At 71.2% G+C, this 15,980-nt stretch carries 17 protein-coding genes; 8 read left to right on the top strand and 9 right to left on the bottom strand.

The genetic code is table 11. The features are described from left to right. Positions 1-13: 13 nt before the first annotated feature. A complete protein-coding gene (locus ACZ4IF_RS40680; RefSeq protein ID WP_467573064.1) occupies positions 14-439 on the bottom strand; it encodes a DUF3592 domain-containing protein in 426 nt (141 codons plus the stop codon). Positions 440-844: 405 nt separating this feature from the next. Here ACZ4IF_RS40680 and ACZ4IF_RS40675 point away from each other — a divergent pair, with 405 nt between their 5' ends. The 3 genes from ACZ4IF_RS40675 (at position 845) to ACZ4IF_RS40665 (ending at position 2,781) form a co-directional block, all read left to right on the top strand. Continuing rightward, positions 845-1,693, top strand: a complete 849-nt coding sequence (locus tag ACZ4IF_RS40675) for an alpha/beta fold hydrolase (protein WP_467573061.1) — start codon at positions 845-847, stop codon at positions 1,691-1,693. Positions 1,694-1,923: 230 nt separating this feature from the next. Beyond that, positions 1,924-2,094: a DUF5670 family protein gene (locus ACZ4IF_RS40670; protein ID WP_467573058.1), complete on the top strand. Its 171-nt coding sequence runs from the start codon at positions 1,924-1,926 to the stop codon at positions 2,092-2,094. A 336-nt stretch (positions 2,095-2,430) separates the two neighbouring features. Continuing rightward, entirely contained in the window at positions 2,431-2,781 is a 351-nt protein-coding gene (locus tag ACZ4IF_RS40665) for a PRC-barrel domain-containing protein (RefSeq protein WP_359496794.1), read from the top strand. 101 nt (positions 2,782-2,882) lie between these two features. On the opposite strand, the gene ACZ4IF_RS40660 is transcribed toward ACZ4IF_RS40665, so the two are convergent. Further along, a complete protein-coding gene (locus ACZ4IF_RS40660) occupies positions 2,883-3,689 on the bottom strand; it encodes a thioesterase family protein (protein WP_467573052.1) in 807 nt (268 codons plus the stop codon). 321 nt (positions 3,690-4,010) lie between these two features. Here ACZ4IF_RS40660 and ACZ4IF_RS40655 point away from each other — a divergent pair, with 321 nt between their 5' ends. From ACZ4IF_RS40655 to ACZ4IF_RS40645, 3 genes are all read left to right on the top strand, one after another. After that, positions 4,011-4,448: an acyl-CoA thioesterase gene (locus ACZ4IF_RS40655; RefSeq protein WP_467573049.1), complete on the top strand. Its 438-nt coding sequence runs from the start codon at positions 4,011-4,013 to the stop codon at positions 4,446-4,448. 204 nt (positions 4,449-4,652) lie between these two features. After that, positions 4,653-5,615 (top strand): LLM class F420-dependent oxidoreductase, encoded by a 963-nt coding sequence (locus ACZ4IF_RS40650; protein ID WP_467573046.1) that lies wholly within the window; start codon positions 4,653-4,655, stop codon positions 5,613-5,615. A gap of 110 nt (positions 5,616-5,725) precedes the next feature. Next, positions 5,726-6,550, top strand: coding sequence for a DUF1684 domain-containing protein (locus ACZ4IF_RS40645; RefSeq protein WP_467573044.1), 825 nt, complete (start codon positions 5,726-5,728; stop codon positions 6,548-6,550). 56 nt (positions 6,551-6,606) lie between these two features. On the opposite strand, the gene ACZ4IF_RS40640 is transcribed toward ACZ4IF_RS40645, so the two are convergent. Next, positions 6,607-7,416 carry a M23 family metallopeptidase gene (locus ACZ4IF_RS40640; RefSeq protein WP_359496783.1) on the bottom strand — a complete coding sequence of 270 codons (810 nt, stop codon included), beginning with the start codon at positions 7,414-7,416 and terminating at the stop codon, positions 6,607-6,609. 441 nt (positions 7,417-7,857) lie between these two features. Here ACZ4IF_RS40640 and ACZ4IF_RS40635 point away from each other — a divergent pair, with 441 nt between their 5' ends. Together ACZ4IF_RS40635 and ACZ4IF_RS40630 are read left to right on the top strand one after the other, a co-directional pair. After that, a complete protein-coding gene (locus ACZ4IF_RS40635) occupies positions 7,858-9,219 on the top strand; it encodes an N-acetylmuramoyl-L-alanine amidase (protein ID WP_467573040.1) in 1,362 nt (453 codons plus the stop codon). Continuing rightward, a complete protein-coding gene (locus ACZ4IF_RS40630) occupies positions 9,213-10,508 on the top strand; it encodes a hypothetical protein (RefSeq protein ID WP_467573037.1) in 1,296 nt (431 codons plus the stop codon). Before ACZ4IF_RS40635 ends, ACZ4IF_RS40630 begins: the two co-directional genes overlap by 7 nt. Before the next feature lie 25 nt (positions 10,509-10,533). Here ACZ4IF_RS40630 and ACZ4IF_RS40625 read toward each other — a convergent pair whose 3' ends face one another. The 6 genes from ACZ4IF_RS40625 to ACZ4IF_RS40600 form a co-directional block, all read right to left on the bottom strand. Beyond that, on the bottom strand, positions 10,534-11,556 hold the full coding sequence (locus tag ACZ4IF_RS40625) for an ArsR/SmtB family transcription factor (RefSeq protein WP_467573034.1): 1,023 nt from the start codon (positions 11,554-11,556) through the stop codon (positions 10,534-10,536). Positions 11,557-11,789: 233 nt separating this feature from the next. Next, on the bottom strand, positions 11,790-12,137 hold the full coding sequence (locus ACZ4IF_RS40620) for a hypothetical protein (RefSeq protein WP_467573031.1): 348 nt from the start codon (positions 12,135-12,137) through the stop codon (positions 11,790-11,792). A 157-nt stretch (positions 12,138-12,294) separates the two neighbouring features. Continuing rightward, positions 12,295-12,990 (bottom strand): response regulator, encoded by a 696-nt coding sequence (locus ACZ4IF_RS40615; RefSeq protein WP_467573028.1) that lies wholly within the window; start codon positions 12,988-12,990, stop codon positions 12,295-12,297. Further along, positions 12,962-14,191 (bottom strand): sensor histidine kinase, encoded by a 1,230-nt coding sequence (locus tag ACZ4IF_RS40610; RefSeq protein ID WP_467573024.1) that lies wholly within the window; start codon positions 14,189-14,191, stop codon positions 12,962-12,964. Before ACZ4IF_RS40610 ends, ACZ4IF_RS40615 begins: the two co-directional genes overlap by 29 nt. Positions 14,192-14,218: 27 nt before the next feature. After that, positions 14,219-15,487 (bottom strand): RNA polymerase sigma factor, encoded by a 1,269-nt coding sequence (locus ACZ4IF_RS40605; protein ID WP_467573021.1) that lies wholly within the window; start codon positions 15,485-15,487, stop codon positions 14,219-14,221. After that, positions 15,484-15,897 carry a YciI family protein gene (locus ACZ4IF_RS40600; RefSeq protein ID WP_467573019.1) on the bottom strand — a complete coding sequence of 138 codons (414 nt, stop codon included), beginning with the start codon at positions 15,895-15,897 and terminating at the stop codon, positions 15,484-15,486. Before ACZ4IF_RS40600 ends, ACZ4IF_RS40605 begins: the two co-directional genes overlap by 4 nt. Positions 15,898-15,980 lie beyond the last annotated feature (83 nt).

The following is a 15,980-nucleotide window of genomic DNA, read 5'->3' as shown; positions in this document are numbered from 1 at the left end:
ACCCCGCCTGCGCTCAGAACATGACCAGTCGGACGAGCAACACCACCGACGTGCCCACGGTGAGGACCGATCCCAGCACGGTGAACAGCAGGTCGAAGGCCGGTGTGTCCCAGCCCTGGATCGCGAAACGCCGCGGATCGTTCGGGTCGTAGCGGACCGTCACGGCGGTCCCCACGCCGAAGCCGCCCACGACGGAACCGCGGCCGAGCCGGGACGAGTACGCGCACTCGCGCCCGTCACGGGTCGTCCACGCCGCGACCGGGTGGTGGAACGAGCCGCCTTCGTCGTTCCGCCTGACGTCGTGACGGACGATCCTGCCCTCCGCGGTGACCCCCGAGCGACGCAGCATGCTCGCGCGGCGCAGCCCGTACGCGCCGATACCGAGGAAGGCCACGCCGATCGCCAGCGGGATGAGAGAGAAGAGCCATTCGCGTTCCATGTGTGCTGCGACGCGTCCGTGAGGCCGCCGGTTGCGTGTGACGTCGCCGCGGCCTCGGCGTCCGACGTGCCGCCTCGCGCGTCGTGCGGCCGAGTTCGCATCCGCTGCACGCTTCCCGCGTGAGCGATGAGTTCGGGCGGCGGATCGGGTCTGCCCTGGCATGACTCGAATCATCACTGACGTATCGGTCCCTCTCGACGGTCTCGTCGCCGGGCCCGACCTCGGCCCGGACCACGGTCCGGGCACCGGTGGCGAGGCCCTGCGCACGTGGGCGTTCCCCGACGGCCCCGACGACCGCCGGGACGCCACTGTTCACCGGCGGAGCGCCGCGCACGCCGGTGCGGCGGGGCGTGGTCTCGACATCGACCGCGACGCACCTGTCCTACGACGTCCTACGGTGATCCGATGACCACGGTCGACGCCAATGGGATCGCCTTGGGCATCGAGTCGTTCGGTGACGACGACGCGCCTCTCGTCCTGCTCGCGGGCGGGCCGACGATGCTCTCCTGGCCCGACGCGCTGTGCGAGCGTCTCGCCGCCGGCGGGCGGGGGCGCCGTGTGGTGCGCTACGACCTGCGCGACAGCGGGGAGTCGACGACCACGGATCCGGGGGCGCCCGCCTACACGCTGAGCGGCCTCGCCGCCGACGCGGCGGCTCTTGCCGACGCGCTCGGCGGGGGACCCGCGCACCTCGCGGGGATCGGCGTCGGCGGGATGGTCGCCCAGGTGGCCGTGCTCGACCATCCGGGCGCGTTCTCGGCGCTCACCCTGGCCGGCACCCGCGCGGTTGCCCCTGGCCCGCCCGACGATGACCTCCCCGACCATGACCAGGCGACGATGGGCCGGCTGTTCGCGCGTCCGTTGCCCGATTGGACCGACCGCGAGGCGGTTGCGGAGTTCGCCGCCGCCGGCGCGGAGATCCTCGGCGACGACCCCGTCGCCGCGCGTGCGATCGCCGCGCGCACATGGGACCGTACGCCCGGCACCGCGCCCCCGGTCCAGATGGCCAACCAGATGGGCATGGTGTTCTCCAGGCTTGACTGCGAACCCCGCTGGCGTGAGCGCCTGCCCGAGATCGAGGTCCCCACGCTCGTCGTCCACGGCCGCCGCGACCGGTTCTTCCCTGTCGGCAACGGCGAGGCGATCGCGCGCGAGATCCCCGGGGCCCGGCTGCTCGTCCTCGACGAGGCCGCCACTGCGATCCCCGAGGCGGTGGTCGACGAGGTCACCGAGGCGATGCTCACGCTCGGATAGCGGACGGCGGGTGCCACGCAGATCCGGCCTCCACGCAGCGGTGTGAACGTCGGCGGCTCGATCGGACGGCCCCTCACCCTTTTCCGCTTCTTCAAACCGGGAATCAGCCGGGCGTCGACCATCCGTATGAAGCCGGGGATTTCGCCTTGCCGAGTTCCGTTGAAACCCGTGAGATCCGCAGGAATGGAGAGCCTTCCGCAGGGCACACGAGGGCTCGGAGGTTGATGACAATGGTTCCTGTTCTTCTCGTTCTTCTGCTTGCCCTGATCCTTTTCGGTGCCGGTTTCGCGCTCAAGGCCCTGTGGTGGATCGCTGTCGTCGTGCTGATCGTGTGGCTCCTCGGCTTCGTGGTCCATCCTGCGGGCAGCGGCGGAAAGCGGGGGCGCTGGTACCGCTGGTAGGCGGGCCGCAGCAGCGTTCACCAGGACGGGTGGGTCCCGACGCCGTGGCGTCGGGACCCACCCGTCCTCCGTCGCCCGAGTGACCCGATACACGTGCTGATCCCGCCGGTTCGGGGTGGTCGGGGTCGCCGGCCGGAGGATGACCGTGACGACCGCAACCACGGTCCGCGGCACGGCACATGCGGCCATCCATATTCTTCGCGACACTACGGTGTGAGGTCCTAATCGAGGGGCACTCGCCCGCCTGAGAAAACGTCACCGAATTTCGATGACGTCCATGACGACTCCGCGGCTCGACTGCGGCGGAGCCGAGAATTTCGATGAGGGAGCCGATTTATGAGTGACAACATCTGGGGCTACCAGCCGACCACCGGCCACGTCCCCGGCACCGACCTGATCGGATACAAGGTCGAGGCCACCGACGGCAGTATCGGCAAGGTCGACAAGCACTCGGACGACGTCAACTCCTCGTACCTCGTCGTCGACACCGGCGTGTGGATCTTCGGTAAGCACGTCCTGCTGCCCGCCGGCACCGTGAGGACGGTGGACCAGGCCGAGCGCAAGATCTATGTCGACCTCACGAAGGAGCAGATCAAGGACTCTCCCGAGTTCGACAAGGACAAGCACGTCGGCGACGCCGGCTACCACGAGCAGGTCGGCGGCTACTACCGGAACCACCGCGCCTGATTGCGAAGCACCGACCCGGGTGGGGCCCGCCGGAGACACTCCGACGGGCCCCCCTTCTGGCCGCCTCGTCGTCACCGGCAACGAGGTCAGGGGCCGAAGCGTCAGGCCCGACCGCTCACGAACAGACTCTGCACACTGCGGCCGATCGCACCGCGGGTGTCGTGGAGCGCGGCCTCGGCCATCCCGATCCCGTCGGCGTCGATGTCGGTACGTGCGTCGAGGCACACCCACTCGCCCAGGGGATACCGGTGCAGGTGCACGGTCAGGTCGGGGTTGATGAACACGTGCGTACCGAAGTCCAGGACGTTGCTCAGCCCGTTGCCCGAGTCCGCCGCCACGAGCACCCGGTCCGACGGCAGAGTCTTCTCTCCCGCCACCAAGGGCACCCGCATCCGCATCCAGCACGTGGCCGGTCCGTGCTCCAGGAAGGCGCCCGCCGCGAAGCGGCATTCCATCCCCGTGTGATAGCCGACGTCCCACGGCACGGGAAAGAACGGCTCCGAGCGTGACTCGTCGGGCGGCGGTACGGCAGGGACGTCGCCCGTCGCCGGTACGGAACCGGGGTCGGTCCGGATGCGCAGCGCCCTGGCCCGCATCACTTCGTCGCCCGACTCGGCCGTCAGCGTGGCCTCGACGAACTCCACGCTGCGCCCCTCCTTGATCACGCGGGTGGCCACGGACAGCGGACGCAGCGGCACCGGGCGAGGGATCTCGAAGGTGATGCGGGCAAGACGCATGTCCTCGCGGGCACCGGAACGCAACTGCACGGCACGGCCCAGGAGAGCGGCGGGCGGCCCGGCGTGCTGGGAGTGCTCGTCCCAGGGCCCCCGGGTGTAGGCGGTGGGGACGAAACGCTCCTCCGCCACCTGCTCGAAGAACGCCTCGGCATCGCTGACCTGGCCGACCACGGTTCCCGCCCTCTCCGGCCGCTGGGGCCCGTCCGATCACCGGTGGATCAGCCACTCGGGGTGCCAGCCAACCAACACCGTGAAGCTTGGTCAACACCGGGCCTCCGACTGTCCGCACCGCGGACCCCGCGTGACGATGCGGCGGAGCGAGAGCGGGCCGCTCTCGCTCCGCCGCATCGGACCAGCACCGTGCCGCAGGTCACACAACACCTCTCAGTTAACGTTGACTAACCTGGCACGGCGGCCCGGCTCCGCCGCCCCGCCCGGAGGGCACCGGGCTCGCCGCGGCAGCGACGCGTACCGCACGAAGGGACGAACACGGTGGCCACCGACATGGAAGTGACGTACCAGGGCACGGTGTACCCGTGGCACTGCGACCACATGGGGCACATGAACGTCATGTGGTACGTCGGGAAGTTCGACGAGGCCACCTGGTCCCTCTTCGCCCGCATGGGCATCACGCCCGGCTACCTGCGGGACCGGGAGCGCGGCATGGTCGCGGTGGATCAGCGCATCTCCTACCGGCAGGAAGCTCTCGCCGGAGATGTGGTGGTGGTCCGCTCCGCGCTGCTCGAGGTCCGCAGCAAGGTGATCCGCTTCTGTCACCGGATGGAGAACGCCACGACGGGCGACACCCTGGCGATCACCGTGCTGACCGGCGTCCACCTCGACAGGACGACGCGACGTTCCTGTCCGCTGCCCGACGAGCAACTCGCCCGCGCCAAGGCCATGGTCACCGAGTACGACCCCGGCATCTGACCGCGGTGCGCCATGGTCGAAGGCCCGCGAAGTCGGTCTCCGACACGGGCCGACTCGGCATGGTCCGCCGATGTCGCCGAGCGAGCTCAGGCCGGCGTCCCGGGCGAGTTCGGCCCGAGCGGTGTCCCCCGAGACGTCCGGCGGAGCCTCCGGAGAGCGTCCCCGTACACACGACTGACAAGAAGCTGTCACACACGGACCGGAATGCCGGTTCGGACGTCGACGGTTTTCACTGGCATGACTGTAGGAGTAGGAGTAGCGGTCAACGCATCCGGCGCGGAGAACCAGGTCGACGCCTCCGTGCGGCTGGCCGAGGAGGCTGCGGCGGCCGGCCTCCGGTCGGCCTGGTTCGGGCAGACCTTCGGCGCGGACTCACCCCAACTCGCCGCCGTCGTCGGGCGCGAGGTCCCCGGACTCCATGTGGGCACCTCCGCGATCCCCGTCTTCGGCCGGCATCCCCTGGTCGTCTCCAGTCAGGCCCAGACCGCCCAGGCGGCCACGCACGGCCGCTACCACCTCGGTCTCGCCCTGGGCACCAAACTCCTGACCGAGGGCGGTTTCGGGCTGCCCTTCGAAAGGCCGGTCGCCCGCCTGCGTGAATTCCTCATCGCCCTGCGCCAGTTGACGCGCACCGGTACGGCCGACTTCCACGGTGAACTGCTCACCGCCTCCACACCGATCTCCGCACGTGTGCCGGGCGCCGAGATCGGTGTGCCCCTGCTGGTCGCCGCGATGGGGCCGCAGGCACTGCGGGCCAGCGGTGAACTGGCGGACGGGATCCTGCCGTACCTCGCGGGCCCCCGCGCCCTGGAGGACCACATCGTTCCCGCGCTCACCGCCGCGGCACAGGCCGCCGGGCGCCCGGCGCCCCGGATCGTGGCCCTGGTGCACGGCGTGGTCACGGACGACGTCGACTCCGTACGGGAGAAGGCCACCGAACAGCTCGCGTTCTACGAACAGATCCCGTCCTACGCGCGCGTCATCGAACTCTCCGGCGGCCGGCGGGCGTCCGACGTGGCCGTGATCGGTGACGAGAAGGGCGTCGCGGACGAGGTACGGCGCTACCGGGACGCCGGGGCCACGGAGGTGGTGTTCTCGGGCTCGGAGATCGCCGGAGAAGCGAACCGGAAACGCACCTGGGCGCTCCTCGGCGAACTGGCCGGGTGAGGGAACACCCGTACCCGATGCCCCGGCGGCCGGTACGCCGGCAGCGATCCCCTCGCCAGAAGACGCACACACCGTTGCGGGGCCGACCCCCGCTGGACGAAGGAGCATTGATGACCACTCAGGTGACCTCGGCGGACCGTCAGGCCTTCACAGAGGACTGGCTGAACTGGTACCGGACGCAGGAAGAGCGGCTCGCCGACCCGCACGGATTCCTCGCGATCACCGGGCTGTACTGGCTCGAGGACCGGCCGCAGCGTTTCCCGGACGCCCCGGGCAGGTGGAGGACGGGCTCCGACGGCGTCACCGTGGCCCTCGACGAGGGCGAGGAACTGGTCGTGGAGGGAAGCCCGGTGCAAGGGGAGCATCACTTCGGTGTGCTCCCCGAACGCGGTGGCGTCAACGCCGTGTGGGGGAACGCCGTGATCGAAGTGGCCAGGCGCGGCGGACACGACATCGTGCGTCCGCGGCACCCCGACGCACCGCTGCGGACCGCCTTCGCCGGGACGCCCGCCTACGCACCGGATCCACGCTGGGCGTTGACGGGCCGCTACGTCGCGTTCGACGAGCCGCGGCCGACCACGGTGGGCGCCGCGGTCGAGGGGCTGGAGCACGTGTACGACGCGCCGGGCCGGATCGAGTTCGAACTGGACGGCCGTTCCCTGTCCCTGACCGCCTTCCCGGGTCACGCTCCCGGCAGCCTGTCGGTGCTGTTCACCGACGCGACCTCCGGGGTCACCACGTACGCCGCCAATCGTGTCGTCGGCGTCGAGCCGCCCGCCGCCGACGGGACGGTCGTCCTGGACTTCAACCGCGCGGCGAACCTTCCGTGCGCCTACACGGACCTGGCTACCTGCCCGCTGCCGCCGGCGGAGAACCGGCTGCCGGTGCCGATCGAGGCCGGTCTGAGGATCCCCCGCGAGCGGGGCGGCGCCTGAGCACACGCGATCCGCCGCGGCGGCGGGCCGAGGGGACCGCCGCCGCGGCGCGATTCTCAGCAGAGAGGCACTCCGGGGAGCTGGGCCGCCGGGTTGTCGATGTAGATGTTGCTGATGAAGCCGTTCTGGTCACGCAGCTTGCTCCACCAATTGTTGGTGTAGCCCTCGGCGTTGACCGTGTCGCCCTGCTTCTGGCACAGGACGCGAACGCTGGTGGGTCCGGCGAGGGTGGTGACCACCGGCGAGCTCAGATGGGCGTCGCTGCGCACGCGCACGCCGCTGCCCCAGGTCATGAAGGGGGTGCCCGCGCCGCCGCAGCCGTTGTCGCTGGTGAGGAAGTACTGGTTGTAGCTTCCGGGGTAGGCGAGCGCGGCGCCGTTGATACGGATGTCCTGGCCGACCCCGTTGTAGAGCTGCTCGTAGTGGATGTGCGGGCCGGTGGAGTTGCCGGTGCTCCCGGTCGTGCCGATCTGCTGGCCCTGTTCGACGTGTGCGCCGTCCGCGACGGAGAACGCCGACAGGTGGAAGTAGTAGGTGCGCCAGCCGCCGCCGTGTTCGACGGACAGGTAGTTTCCCGCACCGTTCGCTTCGTAGTGGCGGTACGCGGTGCCCGTGGCCGAGGCGAGGACGGGTGTTCCGTTCGTGGTGCCGCCGTCGGCGCGGACGAAGTCCAGAGCACGGCGGACCTCACCGGAGTGATGGCTGTAGGTCCACTTCTGGCCGCAGGGATAGGGGGCCTTGAAGTCGGGCGCCGCCAGGGTCGTTCCACCGGTCGAGGCGCCGGCCGGGTGGACCGGCCCGAGCAGGAGTCCGGCCACGGCCAGGAGGGTGGTGACGGCCGCGGTCCATAGGCGTCTGAGGGGCATGCGCGAGTCGCTCCTTCGAGTGGGGGAGAGCGGAGGGGGCTCGGTGTCCGGGCGGACGGCGGATCGCGGCACAAGGTAGGAGCGGTTCGGCACCCGGGACAAGGCACCGGCCAGGTCATTCGCTCACAATGCAATGTCTTGCACACGACAAGTTCAGCCGTCCATCATGCAGCCGGGACAGGACCAACGCCCTTGCACGCAGGGCTGGTTGCTGTTCGGTCGGCGCGCGGAGCGGAGGAGAGGCGTGGGAGTACCTGCGCGCCGAGGCACGCGATCCAGCCCTCCGGTCTCCGGCCTGCCCCACCTCATCAGGGGTCCGGCCCTCGCCCCGCTCCTTCCCGGCCCGCGACCGTGTGCTCCGGCGCCCGCGCGGCAGCGGCCGAGTTCGCCCCCAAGCACGGCATTTCATCCGACTCGGGCGTCGGAGACAGGACACCCCACATGTCCTCCCCACCACAGGTCAGACACACGCGCGCACTGTTCGGCCTGGCCCTGGCCGCCACCCTGGCCATGACCGGGCAGTCGGCCGCCGCCGCTCCCCCGCCCTCGCACGACACCTCGGTGAACGGGGCGTTCGCGCGAGCGGCGACCGCGTACGACGTGCCGCGCGATCTGCTCGTCGCCGTCGGCTACGCGGAGACCCACCTCGACGGCCATCGAGGGCTTCCCAGCCAGGACAACGGCTACGGAGTCATGCACCTGGTCAGCAACCCCGGTCGGCACACGCTGGAGCAGGCCGCCCGACTCACCGGCGCCACGGTCCCCGTCATCGAGCACGACACTCCCGCCAACATCACCGGGGCGGCCGCCGTGCTGCGCGCCATGGCCGACGCGGCCGGCCTCAAGGCGACCGACCGGCGGCAGCTCGGCGCCTGGTACCAGGTGACGGCCCGCTACGGCGCTCAGGACAGCGCACCGGCGGGGCGCCTGTACGCGGACACGGTCTACGGCCTGCTGCGTGACGGGGTCCGCGCGGACGTCGCCGGCGAGCAGGTCAGGACGGCACCGCACCACCGTGTGCGGCCGCAGCGCGGAAGCCTCGCCGAACCCGACCGCCAGGGGCTGACGGCAGCGCCCGACTATCCGTCGGCGTTGTGGGCTCCGGCCTACTCCGGCAACTACTCCGCCGGCCGCGGCGCGGCGATCACCACCGTGGTCATCCATGTCACGGAGGGCTCGTACGCGGGGTCGATCAGCTGGTTCCAGAACCCGGCCGCCGAGGTGAGCGCGCACTATGTGATCCGCTCCTCCGACGGCCAGGTCACCCAGACCGTCCGCGAGAGCGACACCGCCTGGCACGCCCGCTCCGCCAATCCCTACTCGGTCGGCGTCGAGCACGAAGGGTATGTCAGCGACCCTTCGTGGTTCACCGACACGCTCTACCGTTCCTCGGCCGCACTCACCCGCTACCTGACCGCCAAGTACGGTATTCCGCAGGACCGTTCGCACATCGTCGGCCACAGCGAAGTACCCGGGAACGACCACACCGATCCCGGCCCGCACTGGGACTGGGCGTACTACATGAGCCTGGTCCGCGGCGAAGGCGACACCGGCACCACGTCCTTCCCCACGTGGGGCAGCGATGTGAGCGTCCGTGAGCAGCCGACCACCGCCTCCACGCGCGTGGCCACGCTCCCCGGGCCCACGACCGTACGCGTCAAGTGCCAGGTCCACGGCCAGCTCGTCGACTACCAGGGCTACAGCAACGACGCCTGGTCCTACCTGCCCGACTACGGCGGCTACATCTCCAACATCTTCATCGACGTCGACGACGCCTGGCTCCCGGGAGTATCCACATGCTGACCTCTCACCCGCGGCACGAGGGCCCCGCCGCACGCCGCAGAACGCTTCCCGTCCGCACACTGAGCAGCGCCGCGTGCCTGCTCGCCCTCACCGCCGTGCTGGGAACCGCGCCCGCCGCGGAAGCCGCCACCGCACCCGCCGCGTCGTCCGCCGTGTCGTGGCACCCGGACCTGTCGCGGCCCGGCAGCGACGACGTCAATGTGCTGCACGACGGCAACACGCTGCGTGTGGACGACCGTTCCCTCAGCCCGGCGTCGCTGGAACGGCACCGCGGCTACGCGTCCGCCGTGCTGGACGTGCACCACCTCGACCGGCCGGTGGACCGGATCACCGCGGACGTCGACGCGGCCGTGCCGAGCGGGGCCGGCGTGGTGGTCGACGTGCGGGGCCGCACCGCCGACGGCACCTGGACGGAGTGGCGGGAAGTGACCTCCGACGCGCCGGCCCGACTGCCGCGGGCCGTCGACGACGTACAGGCCCGGCTGACCCTGTGGACGGGCGAGGCCGGCGCCACACCGACCGTACGCGGTCTGACCCTGTCGGCGGACAGCGCCGGCGCAGCGTCGTCGCAGCTCGCACAGCCCGCGGCCGCGGCCTTCTCGTCCCGTGTGTTCGCCACGCGCGAGGGTCTGGTCGGCGGGACCACCGCCAACGGCCATGCCATACGCAGCAACGACCACTTCGTGGCCCTCCCCTCGCGCCGCGCCCTGTCCCCCAACGGCAGCGGCCAGTACTCGGTGCAGGTGTGCGGCCCCGTCCGCTGCGAGACCGCGCCGGTGTGGGACGTGGGCCCCTGGAACACGCACGACGACTACTGGAACACGTCCGCGCAGCGCGAGCAGTGGAAGGATCTCGCGCGGGGCCTGCCCGAGGCCCAGGCCGCCTACCAGAACGGCTACAACGGGGGTCGCGACGAGTTCGGCCGGCAGGTCGCCAATCCGGCCGGCATCGATCTGGCCGACGGGACCTTCTACAACATCGGCCTCAACGACAACGGCTGGGTGACCGTCACCTACTTGTGGACCGACGGCGGCGGCGACACCAAGTCCTTCCCGACCTGGGGAACGGACGTCAGCATCCGGCAGCAGGCGACCACCGCCTCCACGCGCGTGGCCACGCTCCCCGGACCCACGACCGTACGCGTCAAGTGCCAGGTCCACGGCCAGCTCGTCAACTACCAGGGCTACAGCAACGACGCCTGGTCCTACCTGCCCGACTACGGCGGCTACATCTCCAACATCTTCATCGACGTCAGCGACGCCTGGCTCCCCGGCGTCCCGAACTGCTGACGACACCTCGCGCGGGGACAGCGGGTCAACCGGGGGCGGCCGACGTGTCAGGGGCCGCCCCCTCCAGCAGTGCCCGTCCCAACGGCGTCCGGTGGTGCAGCACCCGATTCCCCTCGCGGCGCGTCGAGACAAGTCCCGCCTCGCGCAGCACCGCCGCGTGCCGGCTCGCCGTCGACGGCGCGAGCCGAAGCGCCACGGCCACCTCGGTCGTCGTCATCGGCGTCTGAAGCAGATCGAGCAACTGGGCCCGGGAGGAACCGATCAGATGGGCCACCGACAGCGTCGCCGCTCCCGCGCGCAACCGGGGCAGCCAGCCGGGATCCGGGTGCAGCGGATGCACCAGCACCGGGGGCAGCGCCTCGTCCACCAGGGCCAGCGGTGTCCGCACACAGAAGAAGCTCGGGACGAACGTGAGCGCCCGGCCGCCGAGTTGGAGCGACCGGGCCTCCGGGTAGGGGGTGGTGAGCCGTGTTCCGTGCAGGTGCCACCCCGGTAACTCGGCATAACTCGCCAGCAGTCCCTCCGCACCGCCGCCCAGCGCCGCCTCGGCCCGTCGGGCACGATCATCGGCGACCCTCGCCCTGATCGCCGCCGCGTACGGGGCCACCGCCACGGCGTGATAGCGGCGCAGCGTGGTGCCGAGCCAGTGCAGGGCACCGACATCGCCGGTGGCCACCCAGCGCACACTGCGCGGCAGGGGGCCACGCAGATCCCGGCACATGCGCGTCAGTTCGGCGGCCAGCCTGCGTCTCGGTGTCGACAGCACGAGGTCGACGCTCTCCTCCACACCGGTGTCACCGCGGCCCGGAGTGAGGAAGTCGGGGAAGTATCCCGTCGGCGGGCACAACGGCATCAGCGCCCGGACGTCGTCGGCGAGTCCCGTGCGGTGCAGGGCTCCCCGCACCTCGCGCCGCCATGTGTCGTAGGCCAGCGACTCCTGCCTGTTCTGCAGGAGTTGCAGACTCAGTGCCGCCTCCCAGAGCGGATCCGCCCCGCGGGCGATCCGCACTCGGCCCAAGGCCCCGCCACCGAAGTCCACTTGAAGCACGGAGCTCGCACCCCCTCGGCGGTACCGCGGCGGTCGCGGGCCCCGCCGTCACTCTAGTGACCCGCCCTGCGGACCGGCCCGGAACTCGGCACCGGCCACGCGCACCGTCGGGACCGTCCTGGTCGGGAGCGCGGAGCCGGGGCCACGTACGGGACGGTGGCCAGGTGCCGGCCGCGACGTGACGATCGCGGGGTTCGTGTCCCGTGGCCGCTGCGGAGCGGATGCTCCCGCGGTCAGCGCCCGACGCGCTGCGTCCTGCTGACCCATTCGGCCAGCGTGAGCTCACCCGCGAGAGCCGTACGCTCCGGGCTGCGCCGACGCGGCGGCACGTGGACGGGCGAGTCGTCCTGACCGCCATGGGCGAGGACGTCGCGGAGCAGGGCCAGGTGGGGCGCTGCTGCTTCGGCCGCGTGGTCCTGGCGCCGGGCCTCGCAGGACGTGCGCTCGCCCAGTGCGCCCGCTCGCGGAGCGATGCCGTAGACGCGGGCCCCGGTCACGAACCCGGAGGGTCCGGAGGGGGACAGACGCCTGCTGGTGGGCGTGCCGCCGTGGTTCCTGTTCCTGCAGTGGGCCTGGTTCATGGTGAAACCTCCGTTCAGGGTTCCACCTTGGCTCATCGACCGTGCGCTCCGCGTCGTCCCCGCGCAGCGACTTCTCCCTACCGCTGCCGTAGTAGGCGTCCGGCCGGTCTACCACCGCGGCAGAAGTACGGGCACCTCGGCGGGCCCGCGGCCGCGGTCATGCATCGACCGGCGTCTGCCCCGGGCCGGGCACCGGACTGACCAGTCCGCACTGATAGGCGATCACCACGAGCTGGGCCCGGTCCCGGGCCGCCAGTTTCGTCATGGCCCGGTTGACATGGGTCTTGGCCGTCAGTGGGCTCACGAACAAGTGCTGGGCGATCTCCTCGTTGGAGAGGCCCTGCGCGACGAGTCTCGTGACATCGCTCTCGCGGGGGGTCAGGCACCCCAGCCGTTCGTGCACGGCTCCCGGAGAGGACTGCGGCTGCGCGAGAAACCGGGTGATCAGCGCTCGCGTCGCCGAGGGCGACAGCAGCGCCTCACCTGCCGCGACCGTGCGCACCGCGTCGAGGAGCTCCTCGGGGCTCGCCCCCTTGCCGAGAAAACCGCTCGCACCCGCGCGCAGCGCCTCCGCGACGTGCTCGTCCTCCTCGAACGTGGTCAGGACGAGCACCTTCACGCTGCCGAGGCCCTCCGACTCGCTGATGAGCCGGGTCGCCTCCAATCCGTCCATCTCGGGCATGCGGATGTCCATCAGGACGACGTCCGGGCGCTGCGCCACGGCCAGTTCCACTGCTTCGTGGCCGTTGGACGCCTCCCCCACGGTCTCCATGTCCTCCGTGGCGTCGAACAGCATCCTGAACGTACCCCGCAGCAGCGCTTGGTCATCGGCAAGCAGTACGCGAATCGTCATGGTCCTCTCTCCGGTCCCGTGCCTGGCCGGCCCGCAACGGAAGTTCCGCCGTCACGCTGAAGCCGCCCTCGGGGCGCGGGCCCGCGTGCAGCCTTCCGCCCACCGTGGCCGCCCGCTCGCGCATGCCGATCAGTCCGTGCCCCGTGCCCGCGTAGACCTGCGTGGGACCGGCGGCCCCGTCGTCCTCGATGGCGATGGTCAGCCGTTCACGGTGGTAGTGCAGGAAGAGCCTCGCACGGCCGGCCCCGGCGTGCTTGTGCACATTGGTCAGTGACTCCTGGACGATGCGGTAGGCGACCAGGTCGACAGCCGGCTCGAGCGGCTCGGCCGTCCCTGACCGGACCTGGCTCACCGCGAGCCCCGCACGTTCGAAGGACGCCAGCAGAGCCGGTACCTCCGCCAGTCCCGGCATAGGGCCGCGCGGCGCCACGGGATCGCCGGACAGCCGCAGCAGGCCCACCGTCACCCGCAGCTCGTCGAGCACGGAACGGCTGGTGTCCCGGATGTCCTCCAGGGCCCTCAGGATCTGTTCCGGCCGCTGCTCCACGAGGTGGACGGCGACGCCTGCCTGCGCGTTGATCAGGGCGATGTGGTGGGTGACGATGTCGTGCAGCTCGCGAGCGATGCGGACCCGTTCGGCCGCCACCCGCTGCCGGGCCTCCTGCTCACGGGTGCGCTCCGCGTGCTCCGCGCGCTCCTCGACCGCCGCGACATAGGCGCGGCGGGAGCGCACCCCGTCCCCGATGGCGGCGGGCAGGGCCGTCCAGGCCAGCATGGCCACCTTGTCCGGCTCGAGCCAGGCGCTGGAGGCGAACATCGTGTCGGTCCCCACCAGCACGGCGGCCGCCGCGGCGGCCGACAGCCAGGCACTGCGCCGGTCGGTCCGCACGGCCATGTTGTAGACGGACACCAGTACCGGGCTCACCACCAGGGGACTGTCCCGGAAACCCAGAATCTGGAAGAGCGCGCCGCAGGACACGGTGACGACCAGTACGCCGACCGGGTGACGTCGCCGCCACAGCAACGCCCCGCAGCCCACGGTCGCCAGGACGACGGCGGACCACCGTAAGGAGAACAGGCGCTGGTGCGGCTCGATGGACGCGGCCACCACGGAGAGCACGAGCAGCACGGCCACGGCCGCGACGTTCACCGCTCGGCCGCGGGCTCGTCCTCCCCGTCTCCAGCCGTTGATCACCGCCATGTGACAACGGTAGGGGCGCCGGACCGATCAGGCATCGGCACGCCCGCCCGCGTCCGGCGCCAGCCCCGCCGTCCGAAGCTGAAGGTAACGGCGCTCGGGCACACTGAGCGTGGCCGAGGCCGCCGCCTGATACGCGGCCCGGGCACCTTCGACGTCCCCGGCCCGTTCCAGGAGGTGCGCCCGGACGGCCTCCATCCGGTGTGTACCGGACAGGGTGCCCTCGGACTCCAGCTCGGCCAGTCGGTCCAGTCCCGCCCGCGGGCCGTGCACCATGGCCACGGCGACGACGCGGTTGAGCTCGACCACCGGGCCGGGCGCCAGGCGTGCCAGGAGGTCGTACAGCGCCAGGATCTGCGGCCAGTCGGTGTCCTCGGCGGTGGGTGCCTCGTCGTGGACCGCGGCGATGGCGGCCTGCAACTGGTACGGGCCGAGGGCGGTGGTGGTCAGAGCCTGGGACACGAGTGCGACGCCTTCGTCGATGGCCTCGTGGTTCCAGCGGCCGCGGTCCTGTTCCGTCAGCGGGACGAGTTCGCCGCCCGGTCCGGTACGGGCCGCCCGGCGGGCGTCGGTGAGCAGCATCAGCGCGAGCAGCCCGGTCACTTCGCCGTCCTTCGGCAGCAGTCGGTGCACGGTGCGCGTCAGCCGGATCGCCTCCGCGGAGAGCTCGGCGCGATGGAGCGACGTGCCGGAAGTGGCGGTGTGGCCCTCGTTGTAGATCAGGTAGAGGACCTGGAGCACGGCGCTCATACGGTGCGGCAGATCGGTGGGCTCCGGTAGCCGGAAGCGTCCGCCGGCGTCCTTGACGGTCTTCTTGGCACGGCTGATCCGCTGGCCCATGGTGGTTTCCGGGACCAGGAAGGCTCGGGCGATCTCCGACGTGGTCAGGCCGCCCACGGCACGCAGCGTCAGCGCGATCTGGGACGGTCTGCTCAGTGCCGGATGGCAGCACAGGAAGAGCAGGAGGAGGGTGTCGTCCTCGGACGCGACGCGGGATTCGTCGAAGGGCGGAGCATGGAGGTCGTCGCACGGTGTGAGCGCCGCCGCGGTCTCCTCCCGGCGCCGCCGCGCCTCCTCGCTGCGCAGCTGGTCGGTCAGCCGGCGCGACGCCACCCGGATCAGCCAGCCGCGCGGACTGTCCGGCACACCTTCCTCGGGCCACTGCTGGGCCGCCGCGAGCAGCGCCTCCTGTACGGCGTCCTCCGCCGCGTCGAAACGGCCGTACCGGCGCACGAGTGCGCCGAGGACCTGCGGCGCGTTGTCGCGCAGCAGGTCCTCCGTCGCGTCGGGCGAACTCACGCTCCAGTGGGCGCTTCCATGATCGGCCGGATCACCACGTCGCTCCGGGGGGCTCCCTCGGGTACGGGGCAGGCGTGCACGCGCTTGGCGATCTCGGTGACCCGCTCGACGTCGGCGCAGTCCAGTACCCAGTAGCCGGCGAGCACCTCCTTGGTCTCGCCGAACGGGCCGTCCGAGACGACCGGCGCCCCGTCGGCACCCGAGGTGATGACGACCGCCTGCCGGGGCTCCGACAGGCCCTGGCCGTCGACCATCTCGCCGGACTCGATGAGCTCCTTGTTGAGGGTCTCCATGTACTGGAACATCGCGCCCAGCTCCGCCTGCGTCCAGGCGGGGTGCCCCGGGGCGGCCTTGCCGTTCATGGACTCGTAGTCGGCCTGATTGCCGTAGATCATGACCAAGTACTTCATCGGACTCTCCTCATGCATCGGCGGGGCATCCCGGTGGGGGCGCCTCTCGCAGGAGACGTCGGAGCTCGTCCGGCGTTCTCGAC

The sequence above is a fragment of the Streptomyces sp. NPDC025784 genome, from assembly GCF_055558435.1.
This window is presented reverse-complemented; position numbering and strand designations above follow the sequence as displayed.